The 21,363-nt window shown below is 35.5% G+C and carries 13 protein-coding genes, 1 tRNA gene and 1 pseudogene; 7 read left to right on the top strand and 8 right to left on the bottom strand.

The window, feature by feature from the left end; genetic code table 11:
* The first annotated feature begins 36 nt into the window (after positions 1-36).
* The 4 genes from H599_RS18990 to H599_RS0101115 all read left to right on the top strand — a co-directional run bounded on the left by H599_RS18990 (position 37) and on the right by H599_RS0101115 (position 6,898).
* A complete protein-coding gene (locus tag H599_RS18990) occupies positions 37-1,110 on the top strand; it encodes a helix-turn-helix domain-containing protein (protein WP_051590592.1) in 1,074 nt (357 codons plus the stop codon).
* A gap of 156 nt (positions 1,111-1,266) precedes the next feature.
* Positions 1,267-4,077 carry a TonB-dependent receptor gene (locus tag H599_RS0101125; RefSeq protein ID WP_026712429.1) on the top strand — a complete coding sequence of 937 codons (2,811 nt, stop codon included), beginning with the start codon at positions 1,267-1,269 and terminating at the stop codon, positions 4,075-4,077.
* A 235-nt stretch (positions 4,078-4,312) separates the two neighbouring features.
* Positions 4,313-5,371, top strand: coding sequence for a phytase (locus H599_RS0101120; protein WP_026712428.1), 1,059 nt, complete (start codon positions 4,313-4,315; stop codon positions 5,369-5,371).
* 663 nt (positions 5,372-6,034) lie between these two features.
* Positions 6,035-6,898 (top strand): hypothetical protein, encoded by an 864-nt coding sequence (locus H599_RS0101115; RefSeq protein WP_026712427.1) that lies wholly within the window; start codon positions 6,035-6,037, stop codon positions 6,896-6,898.
* A gap of 282 nt (positions 6,899-7,180) precedes the next feature.
* Here the strand turns inward: H599_RS0101115 and H599_RS0101110 are convergent, their stop codons facing one another.
* The 3 genes from H599_RS0101110 to H599_RS0101100 all read right to left on the bottom strand — a co-directional run bounded on the left by H599_RS0101110 (position 7,181) and on the right by H599_RS0101100 (position 10,779).
* Positions 7,181-8,281 (bottom strand): DUF4407 domain-containing protein, encoded by a 1,101-nt coding sequence (locus H599_RS0101110; RefSeq protein ID WP_026712426.1) that lies wholly within the window; start codon positions 8,279-8,281, stop codon positions 7,181-7,183.
* Between the two features lie 437 nt (positions 8,282-8,718).
* A complete protein-coding gene (gene pckA, locus H599_RS0101105; protein WP_026712425.1) occupies positions 8,719-10,308 on the bottom strand; it encodes a phosphoenolpyruvate carboxykinase (ATP) in 1,590 nt (529 codons plus the stop codon).
* A 75-nt stretch (positions 10,309-10,383) separates the two neighbouring features.
* Entirely contained in the window at positions 10,384-10,779 is a 396-nt protein-coding gene (locus tag H599_RS0101100; RefSeq protein WP_026712424.1) for a DUF423 domain-containing protein, read from the bottom strand.
* Between the two features lie 306 nt (positions 10,780-11,085).
* Here H599_RS0101100 and H599_RS0101095 point away from each other — a divergent pair, with 306 nt between their 5' ends.
* Complete coding sequence (locus H599_RS0101095; protein ID WP_026712423.1) at positions 11,086-12,444, top strand: saccharopine dehydrogenase family protein; 1,359 nt, start codon at positions 11,086-11,088, stop codon at positions 12,442-12,444.
* Positions 12,445-12,494: 50 nt separating this feature from the next.
* On the opposite strand, the gene H599_RS21450 is transcribed toward H599_RS0101095, so the two are convergent.
* From H599_RS21450 to H599_RS0101080, 3 genes and pseudogenes are all read right to left on the bottom strand, one after another.
* Positions 12,495-12,713, bottom strand: coding sequence for an energy transducer TonB (locus H599_RS21450; protein WP_449403920.1), 219 nt, complete (start codon positions 12,711-12,713; stop codon positions 12,495-12,497).
* A 135-nt stretch (positions 12,714-12,848) separates the two neighbouring features.
* A pseudogene (locus H599_RS21445) lies at positions 12,849-13,154 on the bottom strand (energy transducer TonB); the annotation flags it as partial.
* A 270-nt stretch (positions 13,155-13,424) separates the two neighbouring features.
* A complete protein-coding gene (locus H599_RS0101080) occupies positions 13,425-14,813 on the bottom strand; it encodes a dipeptidase (RefSeq protein ID WP_026712422.1) in 1,389 nt (462 codons plus the stop codon).
* A gap of 110 nt (positions 14,814-14,923) precedes the next feature.
* Between H599_RS0101080 and H599_RS0101075 the strand changes: the two genes are divergently transcribed.
* A tRNA-Leu gene (locus H599_RS0101075) sits at positions 14,924-15,005 on the top strand.
* 118 nt (positions 15,006-15,123) lie between these two features.
* Here the strand turns inward: H599_RS0101075 and H599_RS0101070 are convergent.
* On the bottom strand, positions 15,124-16,662 hold the full coding sequence (locus H599_RS0101070) for a RagB/SusD family nutrient uptake outer membrane protein (protein WP_026712421.1): 1,539 nt from the start codon (positions 16,660-16,662) through the stop codon (positions 15,124-15,126).
* A gap of 7 nt (positions 16,663-16,669) precedes the next feature.
* Entirely contained in the window at positions 16,670-19,819 is a 3,150-nt protein-coding gene (locus H599_RS0101065; RefSeq protein WP_026712420.1) for a SusC/RagA family TonB-linked outer membrane protein, read from the bottom strand.
* Positions 19,820-20,092: 273 nt separating this feature from the next.
* Here H599_RS0101065 and H599_RS18975 point away from each other — a divergent pair, with 273 nt between their 5' ends.
* A complete protein-coding gene (locus H599_RS18975; protein WP_081810484.1) occupies positions 20,093-21,340 on the top strand; it encodes an oligogalacturonate lyase family protein in 1,248 nt (415 codons plus the stop codon).
* The last annotated feature ends 23 nt before the right edge of the window (positions 21,341-21,363 follow it).

Here is a 21,363-nt window from a genome sequence, read left to right as displayed (position 1 = left end):
AAAACGGATTATTACTTTGTAAAAGCGGATTATATTTTGAAACTAACATCTACAATTTTAGGGCAGCAGCAAGCATTTATTTCTATAGAAACGGAGGATTATTATAATTCGAAGAGTTCTCTTGCAGAAGAAAAAATTGTTGTAAATAATGGGGAACATGATGAAATTATGGTCAGTAATCAGCGTGCGGATGGAATTTTAATTTTGGATAGTCAAATGTATTTTTCAAAGCCGAAAACTATTTTAACTCAAATTACCGGGGAATCCATAGTGATGAATTTTGTTTGTTCGAGTAATTTAGAAACTCATGTTGAACCATTGGAAAGGGAGCCTCTTTCTATAGAAAATACTCATAATATTCTATATGCTGAAAATTTTAACGGCACATTTAAAATTCCTGCTTTGGAAGAAATTAATTGTTTTGCTGTTGTTTTGTCGCCACATTTTTATTTTAAATTAATTAATGAAGACAGGATGCTTCATAAAAATTTTTCTGAAAATATTACTCAAAAGAAAACAGGGTATTTAACACCTGAATATCTTCCTTTTAATTCGGGGATTCAGTGGGTCATTCACGAAATAAGAAATTGCAAATTTGAAGGTTCAATTAAAAAAATGTATTTGGAAACCAAAATTAAAGAGCTTCTTCTTTTTCAATTGGATTCATTACTGCATAAGCCAGAAAGAAATAAGGAAGTAGATGAGGAAGATTTAAACAAACTTTTGAAAGCCAAATTAATTTTAGAAGAAAATTTTACTAATGCGCCTTCACTTCCGGAGCTTTCCAGACTGATATCTCTCAATGAGTTTAAATTAAAAAAAGGTTTCAAAGCTTGTTTTAAAACGACTGTAAAAAGTTATGTAACCCAACTCCGGATGGAATATGCTAAAGTTTTATTTAAAAATGAAAGGTCTAATGTTGGTGAAATTGCCTATAAATGCGGTTATAAAGATGTGTCGCATTTTTCGGCAGCTTTTAAATCGTTCTATGGTTTTACTCCAGCCAGTTTCAGGAAAATTAATCTTGGAACAAAAATTTATCTTTTGTGTTTTGATTTTTTTGATCTCCTTTATTTAGATTTCCTTTCTTTAGATTGTTGCATGATTTAATTTTTACTTCAAAATCAATTTTTGGTTGGTGACGAAATGTTATTTTATTGTAAACAATAAAAATCTTACAGTTGTGAATCGTAACAATAGCTTAATTTTTTTCAGAATTTAAGTTAACTATTGATATATAATTTTGCCTCATTAAAAATTTAAACGATGAGAAAAAATTATTTAGTTGTATTTCTTTTTTTGCTGACTTTAACAACGTTTGCACAAAAAGGGGTTGTTTCAGGAAAAATTTTAGACGCTGCGGATAAATTTCCTTTACCCGGAGCGATGATTCAGATTGCAGGACAAAATAAATATACCATTTCGGATGGAAACGGACGGTACGAATTTTTAAACGTAGCTGCGGGTTCTTACGAAATTGAAATCCGATACATTGGATATTCGCCGGCAAAAAATAATGTGACGGTGGTAGCCGGAAAAAACACTGTGGTGAATTTTAATCTACATACTTCGGGAACCGAATTGAACGAAGTAGTGGTTGGTGATGTTTTAAAAGGTCAGGCCAAAGCTTTAAGCCAGCAAAAACACAATAAAAATATCAGTAACGTAATTTCATCTGATCAGGTAGGACGTTTTCCGGATGCGAATATCGGAGATGCTTTAAAGCGCGTTCCGGGTGTTACGATGCAAAATGATCAGGGGGAAGCCAGAAATATTATTATCAGAGGTTTGGCGCCTTCATTAAATTCGGTGACTTTAAACGGAGACCGAATTCCATCGGCTGAAGGAGATAACCGTAATGTACAAATGGATCTAATTCCGTCGGATATGATTTCGACTATCGAAGTCAATAAAACGCTGACTTCTGATATGGATGCCGATGCGATTGGAGGTTCAGTAAATTTAATTACCAGAGCTACTCCAAATGGCGAAAGAATTTCTGCTACGCTAGCAGGAGGTTATTTGCCTGTTCGTGATAAAGCTTCTTACACTGCCGGATTTGTATATGGAAATCGTTTTTTCAATGATAAATTCGGAGCTGTGGTAAGTGGTTCCTATAATAATGTGGATTATGGTTCGGATAATGTAGAAAACGAATGGACAAAAGACGAATTTGGAAACGAGTTTTTACAGGCTGCCGAAATCAGAAAGTATGATGTACAACGTATTCGTCGTAGTGCTTCGGTTGCTTTGGACTATAAATTTGATGCAAACAATACCATTTTTGCCAATGCGATTTACAATTGGAGAGATGATAGAGAAAATCGTTTCAGAACTACTTATGATGATATCGAAGCTATTTATGATGGGGAAGATATTATTGGCTTTGAAGGTCGTGTAAAGCGTCAGACTAAAGGTGGAGTAGATAATAACCGAAACAAAGGAAGAAGATTAGAAGATCAGCGTGTTCAAAATTATTCCCTTCGTGGAGAACATTTAATTAATTCCAAATTAGATTTAGATTGGTCAGCTAATTATTCGAAAGCCAGAGAATACCGTCCGGGAGAGCGTTATATCGAGTACCGTCAAAAAGGACTGGATATTTTTCAGGATTTTTCAGAAAACAAATTTCCTTTGGTAACTTCAGCCGGTGAGTCATTAGATGAATTAAAATTTGATTCGGTTACTGAAAATACCGATGATACTTCAGAAAGTGAATTTGGTGCTAAAGTAAATATTCGTATTCCTTTTACTATTATTCCAACTGAAAAAGGAAGGTTAAGAACTGGTCTTAGGTTGCGTATGAAAGAAAAAATGAGAAACAATATTTTCTATACTTTTGAACCGGTTAACGATGATATGGCTTTATTGTCAGATGTTCCAACGAGTTTTTTTGATGGAAAAGGATTTAATCCGGGAGACAAATATGTGCCGGGAACTTTTGCTTCGGCTAACTTCTTAGGGAATTTGGATTTGAACAATCCAACCTTATTTGACAAAGAAGCTGATTCAGCCGAATATTTAGCGGTGAATTATAAAGCCAAAGAAAAAATCTATGCCGTTTATGTAAGATGGGATCAGGATTTTAATGATAAATTATCGATGGTTTTGGGTTTCCGTTCAGAAACTACACGCATCGATTACACCGGAAATCGCGTTTTAGACGAAGAAGAATTAGAAGGAGAAATCAGTACAAAAAATACCTATACGAATGTTTTGCCAAGTATCTCATTGCAATACAATGCTACTGACAATTTGGTTTTAAGGGCGGCAGCAACAACTGCTTTGGCAAGACCTAATTATTATGCCTTAGCACCTTATGTAAACAATATTGCTTCGGATAAAGAAATTACTGCCGGAAATCCGGATTTGGATGTTACTTATTCGTATAATTATGATTTTATGGCTGAGAATTATTTCAAATCTGTTGGTTTGATTTCAGGAGGTGTTTTCTACAAAAGATTAAATGATTTTATCTATAATTACAGTGACAACCAATATACAACAGCTAAGTTTGCTGCTGATTTTCCTAATCAGGTTAACCCAATTCCAACAGGTGAAAATTGGTCATTTGTACAATCGAGAAACGGAAAAAGTGTAGACGTTTACGGATTTGAAGTCGCTTTACAACGTCAGTTGGATTTCTTACCTGGTAAATTCTTAAAAGGTTTCGGAATCTATTTAAATTATACTTATACCAAATCGAAAGCGAAGGGAATAGCTGATGAAGATGGAAACGAAAGAGATAATGTAAGTCTTCCAGGTACTGCACCTCACATGTTTAACGGTTCCTTGTCTTGGGAAAATAAACGTTTTTCTGCCAGAGTTTCTACGAATTTTGCGGCCGATTATTTAGATGAATTAGGTGCAGATAGCTATCAGGACAGCTATTATGACAAACAATTTTTCTTAGATGCTAATGCGGCTTACAAAATCACGCCAAACATTCGTCTTTTTGCCGAAGCGAATAATTTAACAAACCAACCATTGCGTTATTATCAGGGAATTGAATCTAACACCAAACAAGTAGAATACTATCAGGCACGTTTTAACTTTGGTTTAAAATTTGACTTTTAGAAACAAATAACACATTGGATGTAATTATTAAAAACGTCAGTTTGAGAACCGTTTTTAATGAAATTTTTCTTGTTCTCGATACGATTTTCTTCCCGAGGCTTCGGGAGAAAATCACTCGAACTGACGAAAAATTATCATCAAAAACTAATTATACCCAACGGATAACAAATAAATAATCTGAGATAAAGTTGACAGGGTAATTTTTCCTGTCACTTTTTCGTTTAAAAGAAATAAAATGAAAACTATACATACCATTGTAGCTGTAACAGCAGCATTGACATTAAATTCCTGTGGAAGTTCTTTAGCGCCTGTTCGAAAAGATGCTTTAAAACCAGTAACCGTTACACAAGCTTTACCACATGATACCGATGATCCTTCTATCTGGATCAATCCAAATGACGCTACAAAAAGTATCATTGTAGGAACAGACAAAGATTCTGATGGCGGATTGTATGCGTTTGATTTGCAGGGAAAAATTTTAAAAAAATCCATTCCCTTACAAAGACCTAATAATGTTGATATTGCTTATGGATTAATAATAAACGGAAAAAAAGTTGACGTTGCTGTAACAACGGAGCGTGAAACAAACAGTATTCGTATTTTTAGTCTGCCTGATTTAGAACCAATAGACAATGGCGGAATTCCCGTTTTTGAAGGCGAAGAACTACGTGCTCCCATGGGAATTGCATTGTACACCCGTTCAAGTGACAAGAAAATTTTTGCTGTGGTAGGCAGAAAAGAAGGTACTTCCGGAAGTTACTTATGGCAATACGAATTGACCGATGCCGGAAACGGAAAAGCGGGTGCAACAGTGGTACGTAAATTTGGAAACTACAGCGGTAAAAAAGAAATTGAAGCCATTGTGGTAGATAACGAATCAGGAACGGTTTATTATTGCGATGAGCAATTCGGAATCAGAAAATATGTGGCTGATCCGGAGACTAAAAATGATAATGAATTAGCACTTTTTGGTCAAAAAGATTTTAAAGCCGATAACGAAGGAATTGCGATTTACAAAAAATCAGCGACAGAAGGTTATATCTTAGTTTCCAATCAGCAAGCCAATACCTTTATGGTCTATCCAAGAGAAGGATCCAAGGGCAACCCGAATGAATATCCATTATTAGCCGAAATTCCAACTTCGACCATAGAATGCGATGGAGCCGATGTGACCAGTGTAAACTTAGGCGGGAACTATAAAAACGGACTTTTTGTAGCGATGAGTAACGGCAGAACTTTTCATTATTACAGTTGGGATAGTATTCAGCAGCTAATTGATAAAGCTAAGAAGTGAATTAGTTTTTAAACGCAGATTATACAGATTAGCACAGATTATTTTTTGTGTTGTTTGAAATTTTTTAATCCTTGTGATCGATCAGGCTAAAAAGTAAGTTGTTTTATCTTTTGAACTCCTGCAAGGTTTTTAAAACCTTGTAGGTCTGTTTCTATAATTTAAATATCTACAAGATCAAGAAAAAGACTTTACAGGAAAAGGCTTTAGCCAAATCTACAATCGCCTCTTTTAGCAATAAAAGAGGCGTTTTTTTTGTTGCTTTTAAAACTACCTAGTTCGTACCTACTCTATTGGTTCTTTACACTAATAGTATTGGTGTAAAGAACCAATAGTATTAGTGTTTAACACTAGTTTTTTAGTAAAATAGAATAGATTGGTAGCATAAAGCAAACAAAAGAGGATATCCGCTTGTATAAAAATCAATAGAAATGGCTTTTAAGCCATTTTAAAATTACAATTACCAAAAGGCTTTAGCCAAAATCTAAATAAGGATTTGGCTAAAGCCTTTTTGTTTTGTAAATTATAATTATCTGGCCAAAGCCAGACGCAATTGAAAAAAGCTTTATTTTTTTGTAAGATTTATTTGTATGTTTGAAAAAATAAAGTCTGATGCTTGTCAGATCTATAACTAGTTAGCGGTAATCATAAACAACAGAAGAATAAATGACAAAATCACCAAAATTATATTTACTAAAAAAGAACTTATTCTTAATTGGCATTTTAATATTAATACTTAATGACTTTTATCTTAAATATTCTTTTCCAAATGTTATAACAGGCAAATTATCGGACTTTTCAGGTCTTTTCATTTTTCCTTATTTTATTTCAATATTTTTTGAAAAAAATGCAAACAAAATTTATTTACTAACTGCGATATTTTTTACTTTTTGGAAATTTGAAATATCTCAACCTTTCATTGACTGGATTTCATTTTTTTCAAATATTGCTTTTTACAGAACAGTTGACAAAACTGACTTAATTGCCCTAATAGTTTTGCCTTTTTCATATCAATATTTCAAAAGAAAACTTATTGAAAAAGAAAATCCAAAAATTATTTTAGATTCACTAATAGGAATTCTAAGTATGTTCATTTTTGTGGCCGATTCGAATCCGCGAGAAAGCATAAATCTAAAAATTAAATCAAATAAAAAATACGAAATCTCTCTGAGTAAGGATGCTATATTTAAAAAATCAGATTTTAGACATAATTATGAAGAAAATAGGAATGAAAAATCATTTTCATTTTGTTATGATTTACCCGAATATAACGCTATAATTACTGCAAAAACAACAGTTAAGGAAGTGTCTAAAAACCTAACTATTGTTCAACTTGACAGTATAACTGAAATCGAAGTTATGGGAAAGTTATTTGTCGGAATAAAGCAAAGTGATATTGATAATTGTAAAAAATTAAAGACCGAAGAATTAGAAAAATACTTTGAATTAAATTGTATTAATTATTTAAATTCAGTGCTGAACGAGTTCGAAAGACCATATTACGTATATTCTACCAACGAATTTAAATAAGGAATGACTACCGCTAACACCCGCTGCCGCACGAACAATGTCATTAAGTTAAGGATACGTCTGTTCGAGTTGGCTTACAATTTGCGATAGAAAATCGTAAGCCAGTATCGAGAACTCTAGTTTAAACAAGACTTCTCGATACAATTTTAAATAATAAAGCTACCGCATTATTGTTTAAAATCACTCGAAGTGACGACAAAAAGCTTAACTTACTGATGATGAAACAAGTATTCAGCTAAAAAACATGAAACCCGAAACTTTTCAGTTATCGGGTTTTGTGTTTTATAAAGTCTTCTTCTGTTTTTCTAAGAAATTATTGGATTGCAGTTCCAGTAAATCAGTTGTATTTTTTCGTTGTAAATCATATAATTTTTTGTCTTCTGCAATATCTTGATATACTTTATCATGCATAGCAGCACTGGTTTTTACAAGCAAACTTCGTTGGTATTTGTCTTGTTCCAATGTGGCTTTTAATGCAGTTTCTAAATCTTCCAGTTTAAAATCATACTCGCCTTTCGGAGATAATAGTTTGGCAATAATCGGGGAAGTTTCAATGGCGAGAAACAATAACATGATAAAAAAAGAAGGCAGCCAAGGCAATTTGTTTAACGCATTAATTCGTGCCATAAGTCCGTCAAAACCATCAATAATAGGCTGGGTTTCGGTTACTTTTTTATCTAAATCGGCTTGGAGTTGCTTGTTCTGACTTTCTTTTTCGGCAATTTTTGCCAGATTGATCTTTCTGATGGTGTCCAATTCGGCGGAAGCCAAATTATGTTTGGCAATTTTTTCTTTAAAAACAGGGCCTTTTCCCAGTTTCATCGTGCCTTTGGTTCCTTCGGCTTCGGCAATATAGGTTTCGTATAAAGTATTGACTTCTTTCTCTTTTTTGGTAATTTCCGATTTAAGACTGTCAATTTCTGTTTTATTTTTTCCCAAATCTGTTTTAAAATAGGTGCTGATTTGGTTTTTATTAGCCAGTTCCATCTGGTTTTTCTCTTTCAATAAAACGGTGTTGATTTCCTTTTCGAAGATTTTAATTTCCAAAGGTTTTGAAATAACAATAGCAATAATAACGGCTAAAAGAAATCGGGGGCTCGCTTGGAGTAATTCACTTCTGAAATGGTCTCTTTTTCGAATGGTAGATACAATAAAACGATCCAGATTGAAAATTAGTAACGCCCAAATGATACCAAAAGCAATAGCGGGATAAATACGGTCAAATACTGTAAACAGGGCATAAGTACTGGCTAAAAAAGCCATGATTGCGGTAAAGAAAACCGTAGCGCCAATACCTACATATTTTGTTTGTTCCCCTTCAGAGCAGCCTTCGATAAGGTTCTTGTCGGCTCCGGAACAGAGTATAAAAAATGATTTTAACATGATTGCTGTTTTGATTGATTAACTGGTTCATTTTTAGAGAGTAGCGAATACAAATTTAACACCAAAAAATGAATTTTGGTGTAAATAATTGATATGTATTTGGTTATGTTTTTTTGGGATAAAAAAAGCTATTCGTTTTTGAACAGCTTTTATCGTTTTTGATGATAATTTTTCGTGTGTCCTTAACTTCCCGCAGTCGAGTGTCAAATGTTTGAAGAATGCGTAAAAAGAAAAGCTGTTTGAGTCCCGACATTTCGGGACGAGTTCTTTTCTTTTAGCATTCGAAAACTAATTTGACCGACGAGGAAGTGTAAGACTTGAAATCGAAGATTCATGAATACCGAAAAACAGTAAGAACGCATGAATATTTTTTTGCTTCCTTTTTAATCAAGCAAAAAAGAAAATTAATTTTCGATAATTTCATCAAAAGGGTTATTTTAGACTTCTGGAGCTCCGGCCATAATTTCGGCATTGGCAAAAGATTCAAATTTTATAAAATTAGCTTTGAATTTTTGAGCTAATTCAATTGCTTTAGTGTCATATAATTCTGGATCTTCCCAGGTGTTTCTGGGGTTTAAAATTTCGCTGGGAACATTAGGGCAACTCTCAGGAATTGCCATTTTAAAAATACTGTGATTTTGATACTTCGCATTATCTAACTCGCCATTCAAAGCGGCTGTAATCATGGCGCGGGTGTATTTTAATTTCATTCGGCTTCCGGTGCCATAAGCGCCGCCAGTCCATCCGGTATTGATAAGCCACACTTTTACATCGGCATCTTTCATTTTTTGGCTTAGCATTTCGGCGTATCTGGTTGGGTGTAACGGCATAAACGGCGCACCAAAACAAGCTGAGAAATTTGGTTGAGGTTCGTTGATACCGGCTTCAGTACCTGCAATTTTTGCGGTATAACCCGAAATGAAATGGTAAGCCGCCTGACCGGGAGTTAATCGGGCAATAGGAGGCAGGATTCCAAAAGAATCTGCCGTCAGGAAAAAGATATTTTTAGGATTGCTGCCAATAGAACCCGGTTGAATGTTGTGGATGTGGTCAATAGGATAGCTTACCCGTGTATTTGGAGTAATGGAAATATCGGTATAATCTACTTCATTAGTGCCTTTTTTGAAAATAATATTTTCTAACAATGCGCCTCTTTTTATTGCATTAAAAATATCGGGTTCATTTTCTTCACTTAAGTTAACTACTTTAGCATAACAGCCGCCTTCAAAATTAAAAACGGTATTTTCGCTGGTCCAGCCGTGTTCGTCGTCGCCAATTAATTTTCGGTTGGGGTCGGCCGAAAGAGTCGTTTTTCCGGTTCCCGAAAGGCCAAAGAAAATTGCTGTCTCTCCATTTTTACCCACATTGGCACTGCAATGCATCGATAAGGTATTTTTAAAAACAGGGAGTATAAAATTCAAAGCCGAGAAAACACCTTTTTTCATTTCGCCTGTATAAGCTGTTCCGCCAATGATGATGGTTTTTCGGGTGAAATTTAAAATGGCAAAATTCCCCTGACGGGTTCCGTCGGTTTTAGGATCAGCTTGAAAACTGGGTGCACAAATTAAAGTCCAATCGGGTGAAAAATTAGCCAATTCCTCTGTCGTTGGTCTCAGAAACATATTGTAAGCAAAGAGATTTTCCCAGGGTGTTTCGGTAATTACGCGAACATTTAATCGGTAATTCGGGTCGGCACACACATAAGTATCTCTGGCAAAGAGTTCTTTATTGGATAAATAGTCGGTTAGTTTGGTATATAGCGCATCAAATTTTACAGGTTCAAAAGGAATATTGATATCACTCCACCAAACTTCATTTTCAGTAATGGCATCTTTGACAATAAAACGATCCTGAGGTGAACGACCTGAAAATTTCCCCGTATTGATGGCTAAAGCTCCGGTGGATGTTTCAGTGCCTTCCCGGCGTTGCAGCGTCAAATCGTGCAGTTTTTCGGGACTTAACTGGTAATGTATGTTGGCGTTTTTAATTCCGATGTTTTCTAAAGAAAAAGGGCGTGTATCATTCATAAGAAAGCTTGTTTAGTAGTTCTTAGGTTTCTACATTAAAGATAAAACATAAATTTGAGTTCCACTTTTGAATACCTAATTTTTATCTGACTTTTTTGTGATATTATAGAACAAAACAGCCCAGGCACTAATTAATAGCAGTCCACCAATAGGTGTTACAAATCCAATAGTTTTGAAGTCCAAAAATGGTGTAAGTTCATTGGTTGCCAATAAATAGATTGAACCGGAGAATAACAATATTCCTGAAATCACCAGATAATAAATGGTGTTTTTGGCTTTTTCAGAAAGCTTATCAAGGTTTCCAATTAATAGTAAAAATAAAGCATGATACATCTGGTAGCGTACTCCCGTTTCAAAGGTTGCTAATTGTTCTACACTCAATACTTTTTTTAGTGCATGAGCACCAAAGGCACCTAAGATGATGGCAATCATTCCAAGTAAAGCCGCTGTTGAAATTGTTTTTTTATCCATTTTTAATTTGTTTAAGTTCCTTACAAAAGTATTTGAAAACGAAGGAACCCGAAAGCTTTCCAGAGGATAGTTTAGCTGGTATTATGCTAAAGTTTTGTGAATTTTTATTTTGAAAACTAGCTCTGTTTTTTGACCGCAGATTCGCAGATTATTTAATAATCTTATTTCTTTTGATTTGAAAAAAGATTTGTACTAATTTTTAGGAAAATAATTTGTTGACAAAATCTGCGAATCTGCGGTTGTATTTTGTGATGTTATTTGTCTTCTGATAAACTATTCCCTAATTTTGAATTATATTTTCCAGCTATGCGAACTATTTTAATTATTGGTGCCGGAAGGTCGGCTTCTTCGCTGATTCAATATCTTTTGGATAAATCACAGGAAGAGCAATTGCATCTTGTGATAGCCGATTTATCCTTAGAACTGGCACAAAAGAAAACCAATAAACATCCTAACGCTACCGCAATTGCTCTGGATATTTTTAATGAAACCCAAAGAAAAGCCGCTATTCAAAAGTCGGATATTGTGATTTCGATGTTGCCGGCACATTTGCATATTGAAATTGCAAAAGACTGTGTGCTGTTCAGTAAAAATCTGGTAACGGCTTCTTATATCAGTGATGCGATGCAGGAATTGGATGCTGAGGTGAAAAAAAACGGACTTATTTTTATGAACGAAATGGGTTTAGATCCCGGAATTGACCACATGAGTGCCATGAAAGGCATTGACGAAATCAGGGAAAATGGCGGGAAAATGTTATTGTTTGAATCCTTTTGTGGCGGACTTGTAGCGCCAGAATCCGACAATAATCTTTGGAATTACAAATTCACCTGGGCGCCGCGTAATGTAGTGCTGGCGGGTCAGGGTGGTGTGGCCAAATTTATTCAGGAGGGAACCTATAAATACATTCCGTACACTAGTTTGTTTCGTCGCACGGAGTTTTTAGAAGTGGATGGTTATGGGAAATTTGAAGCTTATTCCAACAGGGATTCTTTAAAATACCGAAGCATTTACGGTTTAGAAGATATTCTTACTTTGTATCGGGGTACGATTCGTAAGGTGGGCTTTTCCAAAGCCTGGAATATGTTTGTGCAACTCGGTATGACTGATGATTCTTATGTTATGGAAGATTCCGAAAACATGAGTTACCGCCAGTTTATGAATTCTTTTTTGCCGTATCATCCCACGGATTCAGTGGAAATAAAAACCCGATTATTACTCAAAATTGATCAGGACGACATTATGTGGGACAAATTGCTGGAATTGGATTTGTTCAACGATAATAAAATAGTCGGATTGAAGAATGCTACTCCCGCCCATATTCTGGAGAAAATTCTCAGCGATAGTTGGACATTAGAGCCTAATGACAAAGACATGATTGTGATGTATCATAAATTTGGATACGAACTCAATAGCAAAAAAGTCCAAATGGATTCCCAAATGGTTTGCATCGGTCAGGATCAGACTTATACTGCTATGGCCAAAACTGTTGGATTGCCCGTTGCTATGGCAACCTTATTAATCCTGAACGGAAAAATAAAAACTCCGGGAGTTCAAATCCCCATTCGCAAAGAAGTCTACGTACCCGTATTGAAGGAATTGGAACAATATGGTATTCACTTCAAAGAAAAGCCGATGCCTTATTTGGGGTATAAGTATAGTTGATAATAATTTCTAAAAATAAAATCCGCTCATTACTGAACGGATTTGGTTTGTTAAAAGATTGTTGTTGTTGTTGTTGTTGATCCTTTTACAGAAATTAGTAAAGTATATAGTACTCTGACTGCTTGATTGTTTTTTAATCCGGGATTCCATTTAGGGCTGTTTTTAAGAACGCGAATGGCTTCTTCATCTGCGTCATGTCCAAAAAGAGTAGTTAAGATTTTGATTTCTGATAAAACACCGTCTTTTTCAACGACAAAACTGACTGGTATTTTGCCTTCAGGGCAGCCTGCTGGTACTTTGAAATTTTGTTTAACGTATTCATTTAGTTTTTTCTCGCCTCCAATAAAATTAGGTGGTGATTCGATACCGGCTTTACTGTAAATAGGTTCGGAAGTTGATTGTTCTTTTACAGTGTTTATATTTATAGGTAAGGAATATAAGACTCTAACTACTTTTCCATTTTGTATACCAGGATTCCATTTTGGGCATTCTTTTAGTACTCGTACTGCTTCTTCACCAGTACCATATCCAATGTCTCTTAAAATTTTTATGTCCATTACTGAACCATCTTTTTCTATAACAAATGTTATGTATATTTTTCCTTTTAATCCTTCAACTTTAGGTGTTTGGAAATTTTTACCAATGAATTGGTAGAATTCGTTTATGCCGCCTGGGAAGGTTGGTTTTACTTCTATTCCGGTAGTACTGTATAATGCATCGTCTGCATCGTCAGATTGTGCAATTGTGTTCTTAGAACTTAGCAAGATTGTGAATACAAAAAAGATTTTTAAGAGATGTTTGCCTGTTCTCATGGTTGAAGTTTTAATTGATTTAAGAATTGCAATTTTAACAAATAAATCAACATAAAATGTTTTTCGAAGAAATAAAAAATCCGTTTAGTCTTAAAAAAGATAAACGGATTTTGTTTCTTTTAGCTTGGGGAACTTTTTGAAAAGCTTAGCTCTCATTCTGCGGTAAAACTATTTCGAAAGCTCCACAAAATACTTATAAAACAACGGAATGGTCTCAATCCCTTTTAGGTAATTAAAAATCCCGAAATGCTCATTAGGCGAGTGGATGGCATCGCTGTCGAGACCAAATCCCATTAGAATAGTTTTGCTTTTGAGTTCTTTTTCGAATAAGGCTACAATAGGAATACTTCCGCCGGAGCGTACCGGAATGGCAGGAATGCCAAAGGTTTCGGTGTACGCCATATTGGCGGCTTTGTACCCTATGCTGTCAATAGGGGTTACATATCCCTGACCGCCGTGATGCGGAGTTATTTTTACCGTAACGGCTGCGGGAGCAATATTGGTAAAATGCTTGGTGAACAATTCGGTGATTTCCTCCCAGTCCTGATTAGGAACTAGTCGCATCGAAATTTTAGCGAAAGCCTTGCTTGGAATCACTGTTTTAGCGCCCTGGCCAGTGTAACCGCCCCAGATTCCGTTGACATCTAAGGTAGGTCGGATGGCGTTTCTTTCGTTAGTAACATAACCTTCTTCGCCATAAACATCGTTCAGATCCAGTGCTTTTTTGTAATCTTCGATATCAAACGGTGCTTTGGCCATCTCGGTTCTTTCTTCCAACGATAATTCTTCTACTTTGTCATAAAATCCGGGAATCGTAATACGATTGTTTTCATCGTGTAGGGAAGCGATCATTTTACTCAGGATATTAATAGGATTGGCAACGGCTCCTCCATATAAACCGGAATGTAAATCGCGGTTAGGACCTGTAATTTCTACTTCCACATAACTCAATCCACGTAAACCGGTGGTTATGGATGGCTGCTGATTAGAAATCATTCCGGTGTCTGAAATCAGAATGACATCGTTTTTAAGTTTTTCGGTATTGTTTTCAACAAAAGTTTTTAGGTTCACGCTGCCTACTTCTTCTTCGCCTTCAATCATGAATTTGACGTTGCAAGGCAGACAGCTGTTGGTAATCATGTATTCCACAGCCTTGACGTGCATGTACATTTGTCCCTTGTCATCACAGGCACCACGGGCAAAAATGGCTCCTTCAGGATGAATTTCTGTTTTTTTAATAACGGGTTCAAATGGAGGAGAAGTCCACAACTCCATCGGGTCAGGGGGCTGTACATCATAGTGGCCGTAAACTAAGACTGTTGGTAAATTGGGATCAATTATTTTTTCTCCGTAAACAATTGGGTAACCGTCGGTTTCGCAAATTTCAACACGGTCGCAACCTACTTTTTCAAGACTTGCTTTTACAGCTTCGGAAGTGTCGATAACATCTTGAGAGTAAGCGGAGTCGGCACTTACGGAAGGGATTTTGAGTAATTCGATTAATTCGTTTATAAATCGATTCTTGTTTTCTTGAATATAGGTTTTAATGTTTTCCATTTATTATGGGTTGTTTTTGATACTTTCAAAAATACAAAAAACAGAGTGAAAATTTTTTTAATTTTTTACTTTGAATATTGGAACTTATCCTTATATTTGCACCCACAATCGCGGATATGGCGAAATTGGTAGACGTGCCAGACTTAGGATCTGGTGCCGCAAGGCGTGTAGGTTCGAGTCCTATTATCCGCACAGAAAGCTTCTCAATCGAGAAGCTTTTTTTGTTTTTATTAGTGATAATTTTTAAATTATAAAAAAAGCGTTATGATTTTTAGTCATAACGCTTTTGATATTAAATAGATGTTTTTATTTAGTTGTCATATCCCGGATTTTGTGTATATAACCCTGGAGCTGCTAAAAATTCTGAAAGTGGTAATGGATAAAGTAATGAATTTTTATCAATTGTTCCAAGTTTGCCAGAGGTGTCTTCTGAGGTTTTCCAATTGTTCATAATAGTCACTGCATTCCCTGATCTGATTAAATCAAACCATCTGGTTCCTTCTCCAAAAAATTCCATTCTTCTTTCGTTAAATAATCGGTCTAAGTTTACATTTACTGCATCTCTGGATAGTCCGCCTCTTTCTCTAATGTCGTTAACAATATCATCAACATCAGCTTGTGTTCCGCCACCGCCATGAAGCGTGCATTCGGCCATTAACAGTAAAACATCGGTGTATCTGATTACGATAAAGTCAACACCCCAATCGGTTCTTCCGTTACCATATCTTGAGGCATCGATATATTTTTTTACTAAAGGATTAGAGGTGTAAGTCCCTTTGTAAGTTCCTGATGCTACGGTATAGCTTTCAGCAAGTGTAACTGCTCTTCGGCTGTCATTTGTGTCAAACATTGCTAAGAATGATGTGGAGATAGGTTTGTATTCTAAAGAACCTTGATCGGATAAATTTAACGAAGCAAAGTATGGTTGGTATCCTAATTCTATTTGGAAATTGCCCCCAACTCCGTTTCCGGTGTTTTGAGAATAAGGAATGACTAATACGTTTTCTTTATTTGCAGCTCCTTCGGTTTTAAAAATGTTAGCGTAATTAGTATCAAAAACAAAAAGATTGCTTGTTTTGATGTCATTCAGTTGTTGGTAAGCTTTGTTCCATTCGTTCAGTCCTAACATGGCACCATCGATACCGTAATTTGGAGAAGATCGAGTCATATATACCTGTGCTAATATTCCTTTTGCTCCGTATTTTGTTACTCTCCCAAAATTAGCAGGGTCATAAGAAGGTGGAAGATTGTCTACGGCAAATTGTAAATCAGACAAGATCAAGTCGTAAATTTCAGTAATTGGAGTTCGTCCTATTTTTGCAACTTCTTCCGCAGTTAAAGTATTTTTTATTAAAGGAACTTTACCAAACCAACGAATTAAATCAAAATAGCAAAATGCTCTTAAAAAACTAGCTTCGGCTTTCATCGTTGTGCGGTCTGTTTCAGAAGTGATTACAGTACCATTACTTTCCAGTTTTTCTAATAATTGATTGGCTTTGTAAATAGCGTTGTAATTGCTTAAGTAAGCTTCTTTTATTAATGGATTAGTACTTAAAGCAGTGGTGAAGTTATTGATTCCTTCCCAGTTTCTGGATGCTTGCGTTGTGGCATAGAAGTTATCGGATCTAACTTCGCTTAAATTCAATATTCTGTTTGCATAACCGTACTCGTTTGCACCATGAAAAGCATATGAGTAAGTAGCGTTTCTGGCTTGAATAAAGTCGTTTGCAGTAGAATAAAAATTTTCTGTAGTCCCTTGCGACAATGGAATTTGATTGAGTTCACTTTCGCATGATGTCAAAGCAAAAATGGCAAGGAAATTTGCTATTATATAAATATGTTTTTTCATTTTTGGTTTAGTTAAAATTAATATTAAGTCCTAAAACAAGTGATTTGGCCATTGGAGCTCCACCGTAATCCGCCGGAACAGGGAAGCTGCTGTTGCTGCTACCTGAGGTATTTGTGGCTTCAGGGTTGAATCCTCCTTTGTATTTGTCTTTGTAGAACCAGTTTTCGGCACTTAGATAAATTCGGGCATTGTCAATTCTGCTTAGGGATTTTAAAGCATTTGAAAGATTATATCCTAAAGTGATGTTTCTAATGCTGATGTAATCTGATTTGTATAGCCAATCGGTATTTGGAACAAAACCAAAAGTGGTTTTCCAGTTTCCTCTGGTTGCTGGATTAACATCAAGTGTATTCTCGACAGCTCCTTGGCCTGTACGGTTGATTCCGCGGCTTAATAAGCTGTAAATATAACCGCCATTTTGACCTTGTACTAAGATGTTTAAATCAAAATCTTTGTATTTAAAGGTATTGGTGATACCCCAAATGTATTTTGGATTTGGATTTCCAACATCAACCCTGTCTTCTGTGGTGATTTTTTTATCTCCGTTTTGATCTACATATTTTGGGTCTCCTAATACAAGAGGATTCCCTCCCCAGGTAGTTCCGCCGTTATCAATGTCTTCCTGAGTAATAACTCCATCTTGTTTGATGGCAAAGATGGTGTACATTGGTTTTCCAACTTCTAATTTGTAAAAAGGAACACCAGCACCGTACTCTGAATCGATTTCAATTTTGTCCTGATCTTGTCCTAATGCTAATACTTTGTTAGTGTTGTAGCTAATATTAGCTGATGTTCTCCATTGGAAATCTTTAGTGGTAATATTTGTTGTGTTTAGTTCGAATTCCCATCCATTGTTTCGTACTTTTCCAACATTGGTTAAGAAGCTGGTAAAACCTGATGCGGCTAAAATAGGTACGTTTAATAATAAATCACTATTTGTTTTAGTGTAATAATCAAAGGTTCCGGATATTTTGCCTTTTAATAAGCCAAAGTCAAAACCGAAATCATTAGATCTTGATTTTTCCCAGTGCAAATAAGGGTTTGGGATACTTGAAACTCCTTGACCTAAACCAGTCCCTCCGCCTAGAGCATAATTGTAAGAGCCTAATGTGGAAAATGCGGCATAGTTACCAATATTGTTGTTTCCGTTTAATCCGGAACTGGCTCTTAGTTTTAATGAGCTAAGCCAGTCTATGTTTTTCATAAAATTCTCTTCTGTAACAATCCAGCCTAAAGATAGAGAAGGGAAAGTTCCCCATCTTTGTTCGAATCCAAATTTTGAAGATCCATCACGTCTGATGCTGGCAGAAAGAATGTATTTCTCTTTGAAGTCATATTGTAGTCTTCCGAAATATGAGATTTGAACATTTTTTTCGGAATTGGTACTTCCTGTTGAACCTGAAGGAAGAGTCTCAATGGTGAAACTATTGTATAGGTTGCCAGATGAAAGGCTTGATTTTGTAATTTGATATGAATTATATGATTGTCCGGCAAGTAAAGTAAAATTGTGATTGTCTTTGATTGTACCGCTGTAAGTTAAGGTGTTTTCGTTTACAATGTTTTGTCTTCTGTAGGTGTTATAACTTCCTCTGATACTTGCTAAAACATCATTTGGAGTGTATCCTTCAAAAGTATTGTCGGCATTGTCAAAGTTAATGGTACTTTTAGCATGTAAGTTGCTTATGATTTCATAGTCAATGTAACCAGATAACATGTTTCTAAACATCGAATTTCTTCCTGTTCTTTGTAAAAGGGGTAACATACTTGTGGTGCTGCTACCCCAGGCATATCGGGTAGTGTATTTTTCACCTTCAGCATTTGGAGAGCTTTCAAAAACCGGAGTTGCGCCCAAGGCCTTATGTATAGTACTGTCTTTTCCTTCAACCCCTGGGTCATTTTTTATAGAGTAAGAAGGAGCGATGTTTATTCCCATTTTTAAATGGTCTGAAAATTTTACATCTACATTTGCTCTTGCAGAATATAAACTGTAATCAGTTCCTATTATGTACCCTTTGTTTTTTTGGTAATTACCCGATACATAATAATTAACCATTTCTGTTGCTCCAGAAGCAGAAAGTTGGTAATTGTTAAACATTCCTGTGCGGAAAATAACATCCTGCCAATTGATATAATCTAATCCCGGATGTCCTGGTTCGTCCCATCTTGGATCATACATGTAGCTGGTGTTGAATTCAGTAGGTCCAAGATCAGCAGCACTGGCAGCATTACCGGCATTATAAGTTGTTCTTCTTTCGTCTACCGTTTGATTGGCTGATGCACCAACGATTCCGGAGTTAACCCATTGATAGTCAATCATAATTTTGGCTCGGTCTATCCATTGTTCAGCATTAAGCATATCTACTCTTTTTACTTCTTTTGAAATTCCGGAATAGGTGTTAAAAGTAAATTTAGGTTTGCCTGCTTTACCTTTTTTTGTGGTAATTAAGACAACTCCGTTAGATGCTCTGGAACCATAAATTGCAGCTGCAGCTGCATCTTTTAAAACTTCAATTGAGGCAATATCATTAGGGTTCATGTTGTCTAACGGACTTCCGTTTGAAAAGCCTCCACTACTGCTTGTTCCCTCGGTATGGATAGGAAAGCCGTCAATTACATATAATGGTTCGTTACCGGCAGAAATAGAACCTGTACCACGGATGTTAATACTAAATGGTTGTCCTGGTAGTCCGGATGTTTGTTTAACTCTTACACCTGCAATTTGACCTACGAGTCCTTGATCTACTCTTGAGATAGGTCTTTCTGTAAAGTTTTCTGTTTTGATTGACGACATGGAACCTGTTGCTAATTTTTTCTTTTGTGTTCCGTATCCTACTACGACAACTTCTTCAAGTTCTGATTTGCTGGGTTGTAAAGAAATGTTGTAAGTACTGGCGGAACCTACTTTTTGTTCGATTGAAGTGTAGCCTAAGTAGGAAAAAATGATAATGTCTCCCGATTTGGCGGAAATCGAATAATTTCCTTCCATGTCGGTGGTGTTTCCTTTGGTGGTCCCTTTAATAAGTAAAGAAGCTCCGGGGATTGGTAGTCCTGATTCGTCACTTACTTTTCCTTTAATAACTTTTTCTTGAGCATAAGATAAGACGCTTATAGATAAGGTCAGAACTAAGCACAAAAAGTGGTTAACTTTTTTTTTCATAATTAGTTGTGATTAAGGTTAAAAAATTAACCCAAATTTAATGATTAAGACAGTCTAACTGTCCTTTACTGTGCTGTAGTTGGTTTTTTATTTTTTGTAAGTTGTTGTTTTTCAGGTCTTTGATTTGTTTTTGTTTTGGGTTTGATTTGAGTAATTATAATGTTAAATAGACTGTTTGTGTATTTAATTTTAATGAATTATTGTTTTTCTGTTGTTTTTATTAAAAAAAATGAATTATTTTTATTCTTATTAAAAAAAATAAATAAAAATATTATGAATAAATCAATTTATTTGCTTTTTGGGTTTCTTGTGGTGTTTTTTTCTTCTAAAGCCCAGTCAAATTTGAGTGTTGAAATTCCAAAAAAGACGATTCCTGTGATGAAAACCTCTAAAGAAAGTTCGTTTTTAGGACTTTGGGTTGATGACGAAACGGGACATAAGGTGGAAAAATTAGTCCAAAGAGAAGGAACTAATTCCAGTTTTTATTTTCATAATAATCCTTTTGTGAAATCGGCGGATGGCAAAAGTTGGCTGATGTTGTTTTATGGAAGTACTAAAAATGGGATTCAGCTTTTTTCGATTGATTTAGCTTCAAAGAAAATCATTCAAATAACCGATAAATCTGGGAGTAAAGGAGGGGAAATTCTTGGGCGAAAAACCCGAAAAGTGTTTTACAGAATGAAAGACAGTATTTTTTCGACTCATATTGATACGCATAAAACTGAGTTTGTGTTTAAATTTCCTGAAGGAGTTCCGGGTTCGGTAGCGACTTTAAATGCGGATGAAACACTTTTGGGAGGTGTTTTATCTTCTAATGAGGAGCGGGAGATTTTTAGAAATAATCCGCAAAAAAGTGATTATTTCAATAAAATTTATGAAGCAAAGTTGAAACGAACATTAATCACAGTTGATGTTGCAACGGGAAAATTGACGCAATTATACTCTGAAAACGCCTGGTTGAATCACGAACAATTTTCGCCTGTTGATTCAAATTTATTTATGTATTGTCATGAAGGACCCTGGCATAAAGTAGATCGTATTTGGAATATTGATATTCGAAATCCAAAACCAACTTTGATTCATAAAAGAACCGTAGAAAGAGAAATTGCTGGTCATGAATTTTTTAGTCCCGATGGAAAAACGATTTGGTTTGATTTGCAAATTCCTCGTAGTGAAACGTTTTATTTAGCGGGGAAAAATCTGGAAACGGGTATCGAAACCAGATATGCCTTAAAAAGAGACGAATGGTCGATACATTATAATATTGCACCGGATATGAAATCCTTTGCAGGTGATGGAGGTGATGCTGGTCAGGTAGCTCATGCCAAAGACGGGATGTGGTTGTATCATTTTGTACCTAAAGGAGATAGTTTGGTTTCAGAAAAATTGGTAAACATGAAAAATCACGATTACCATTTAGAACCAAATGTTCATTTTTCGCCGGACGGAAAGTATATCATTTTCAGAGCCAATTTTGAAGGTACTACTCAAATTTATGCTGTTGAAATTCATAAAAATTAATATAAGCAGCTAAATACTGAATT

The organism is Flavobacterium daejeonense DSM 17708 (assembly GCF_000425425.1).
GTDB lineage: Bacteria > Bacteroidota > Bacteroidia > Flavobacteriales > Flavobacteriaceae > Flavobacterium > Flavobacterium daejeonense.
Note: the sequence above shows the minus strand (reverse complement) of the source record. Positions and strands in the feature narration are given on the sequence as shown.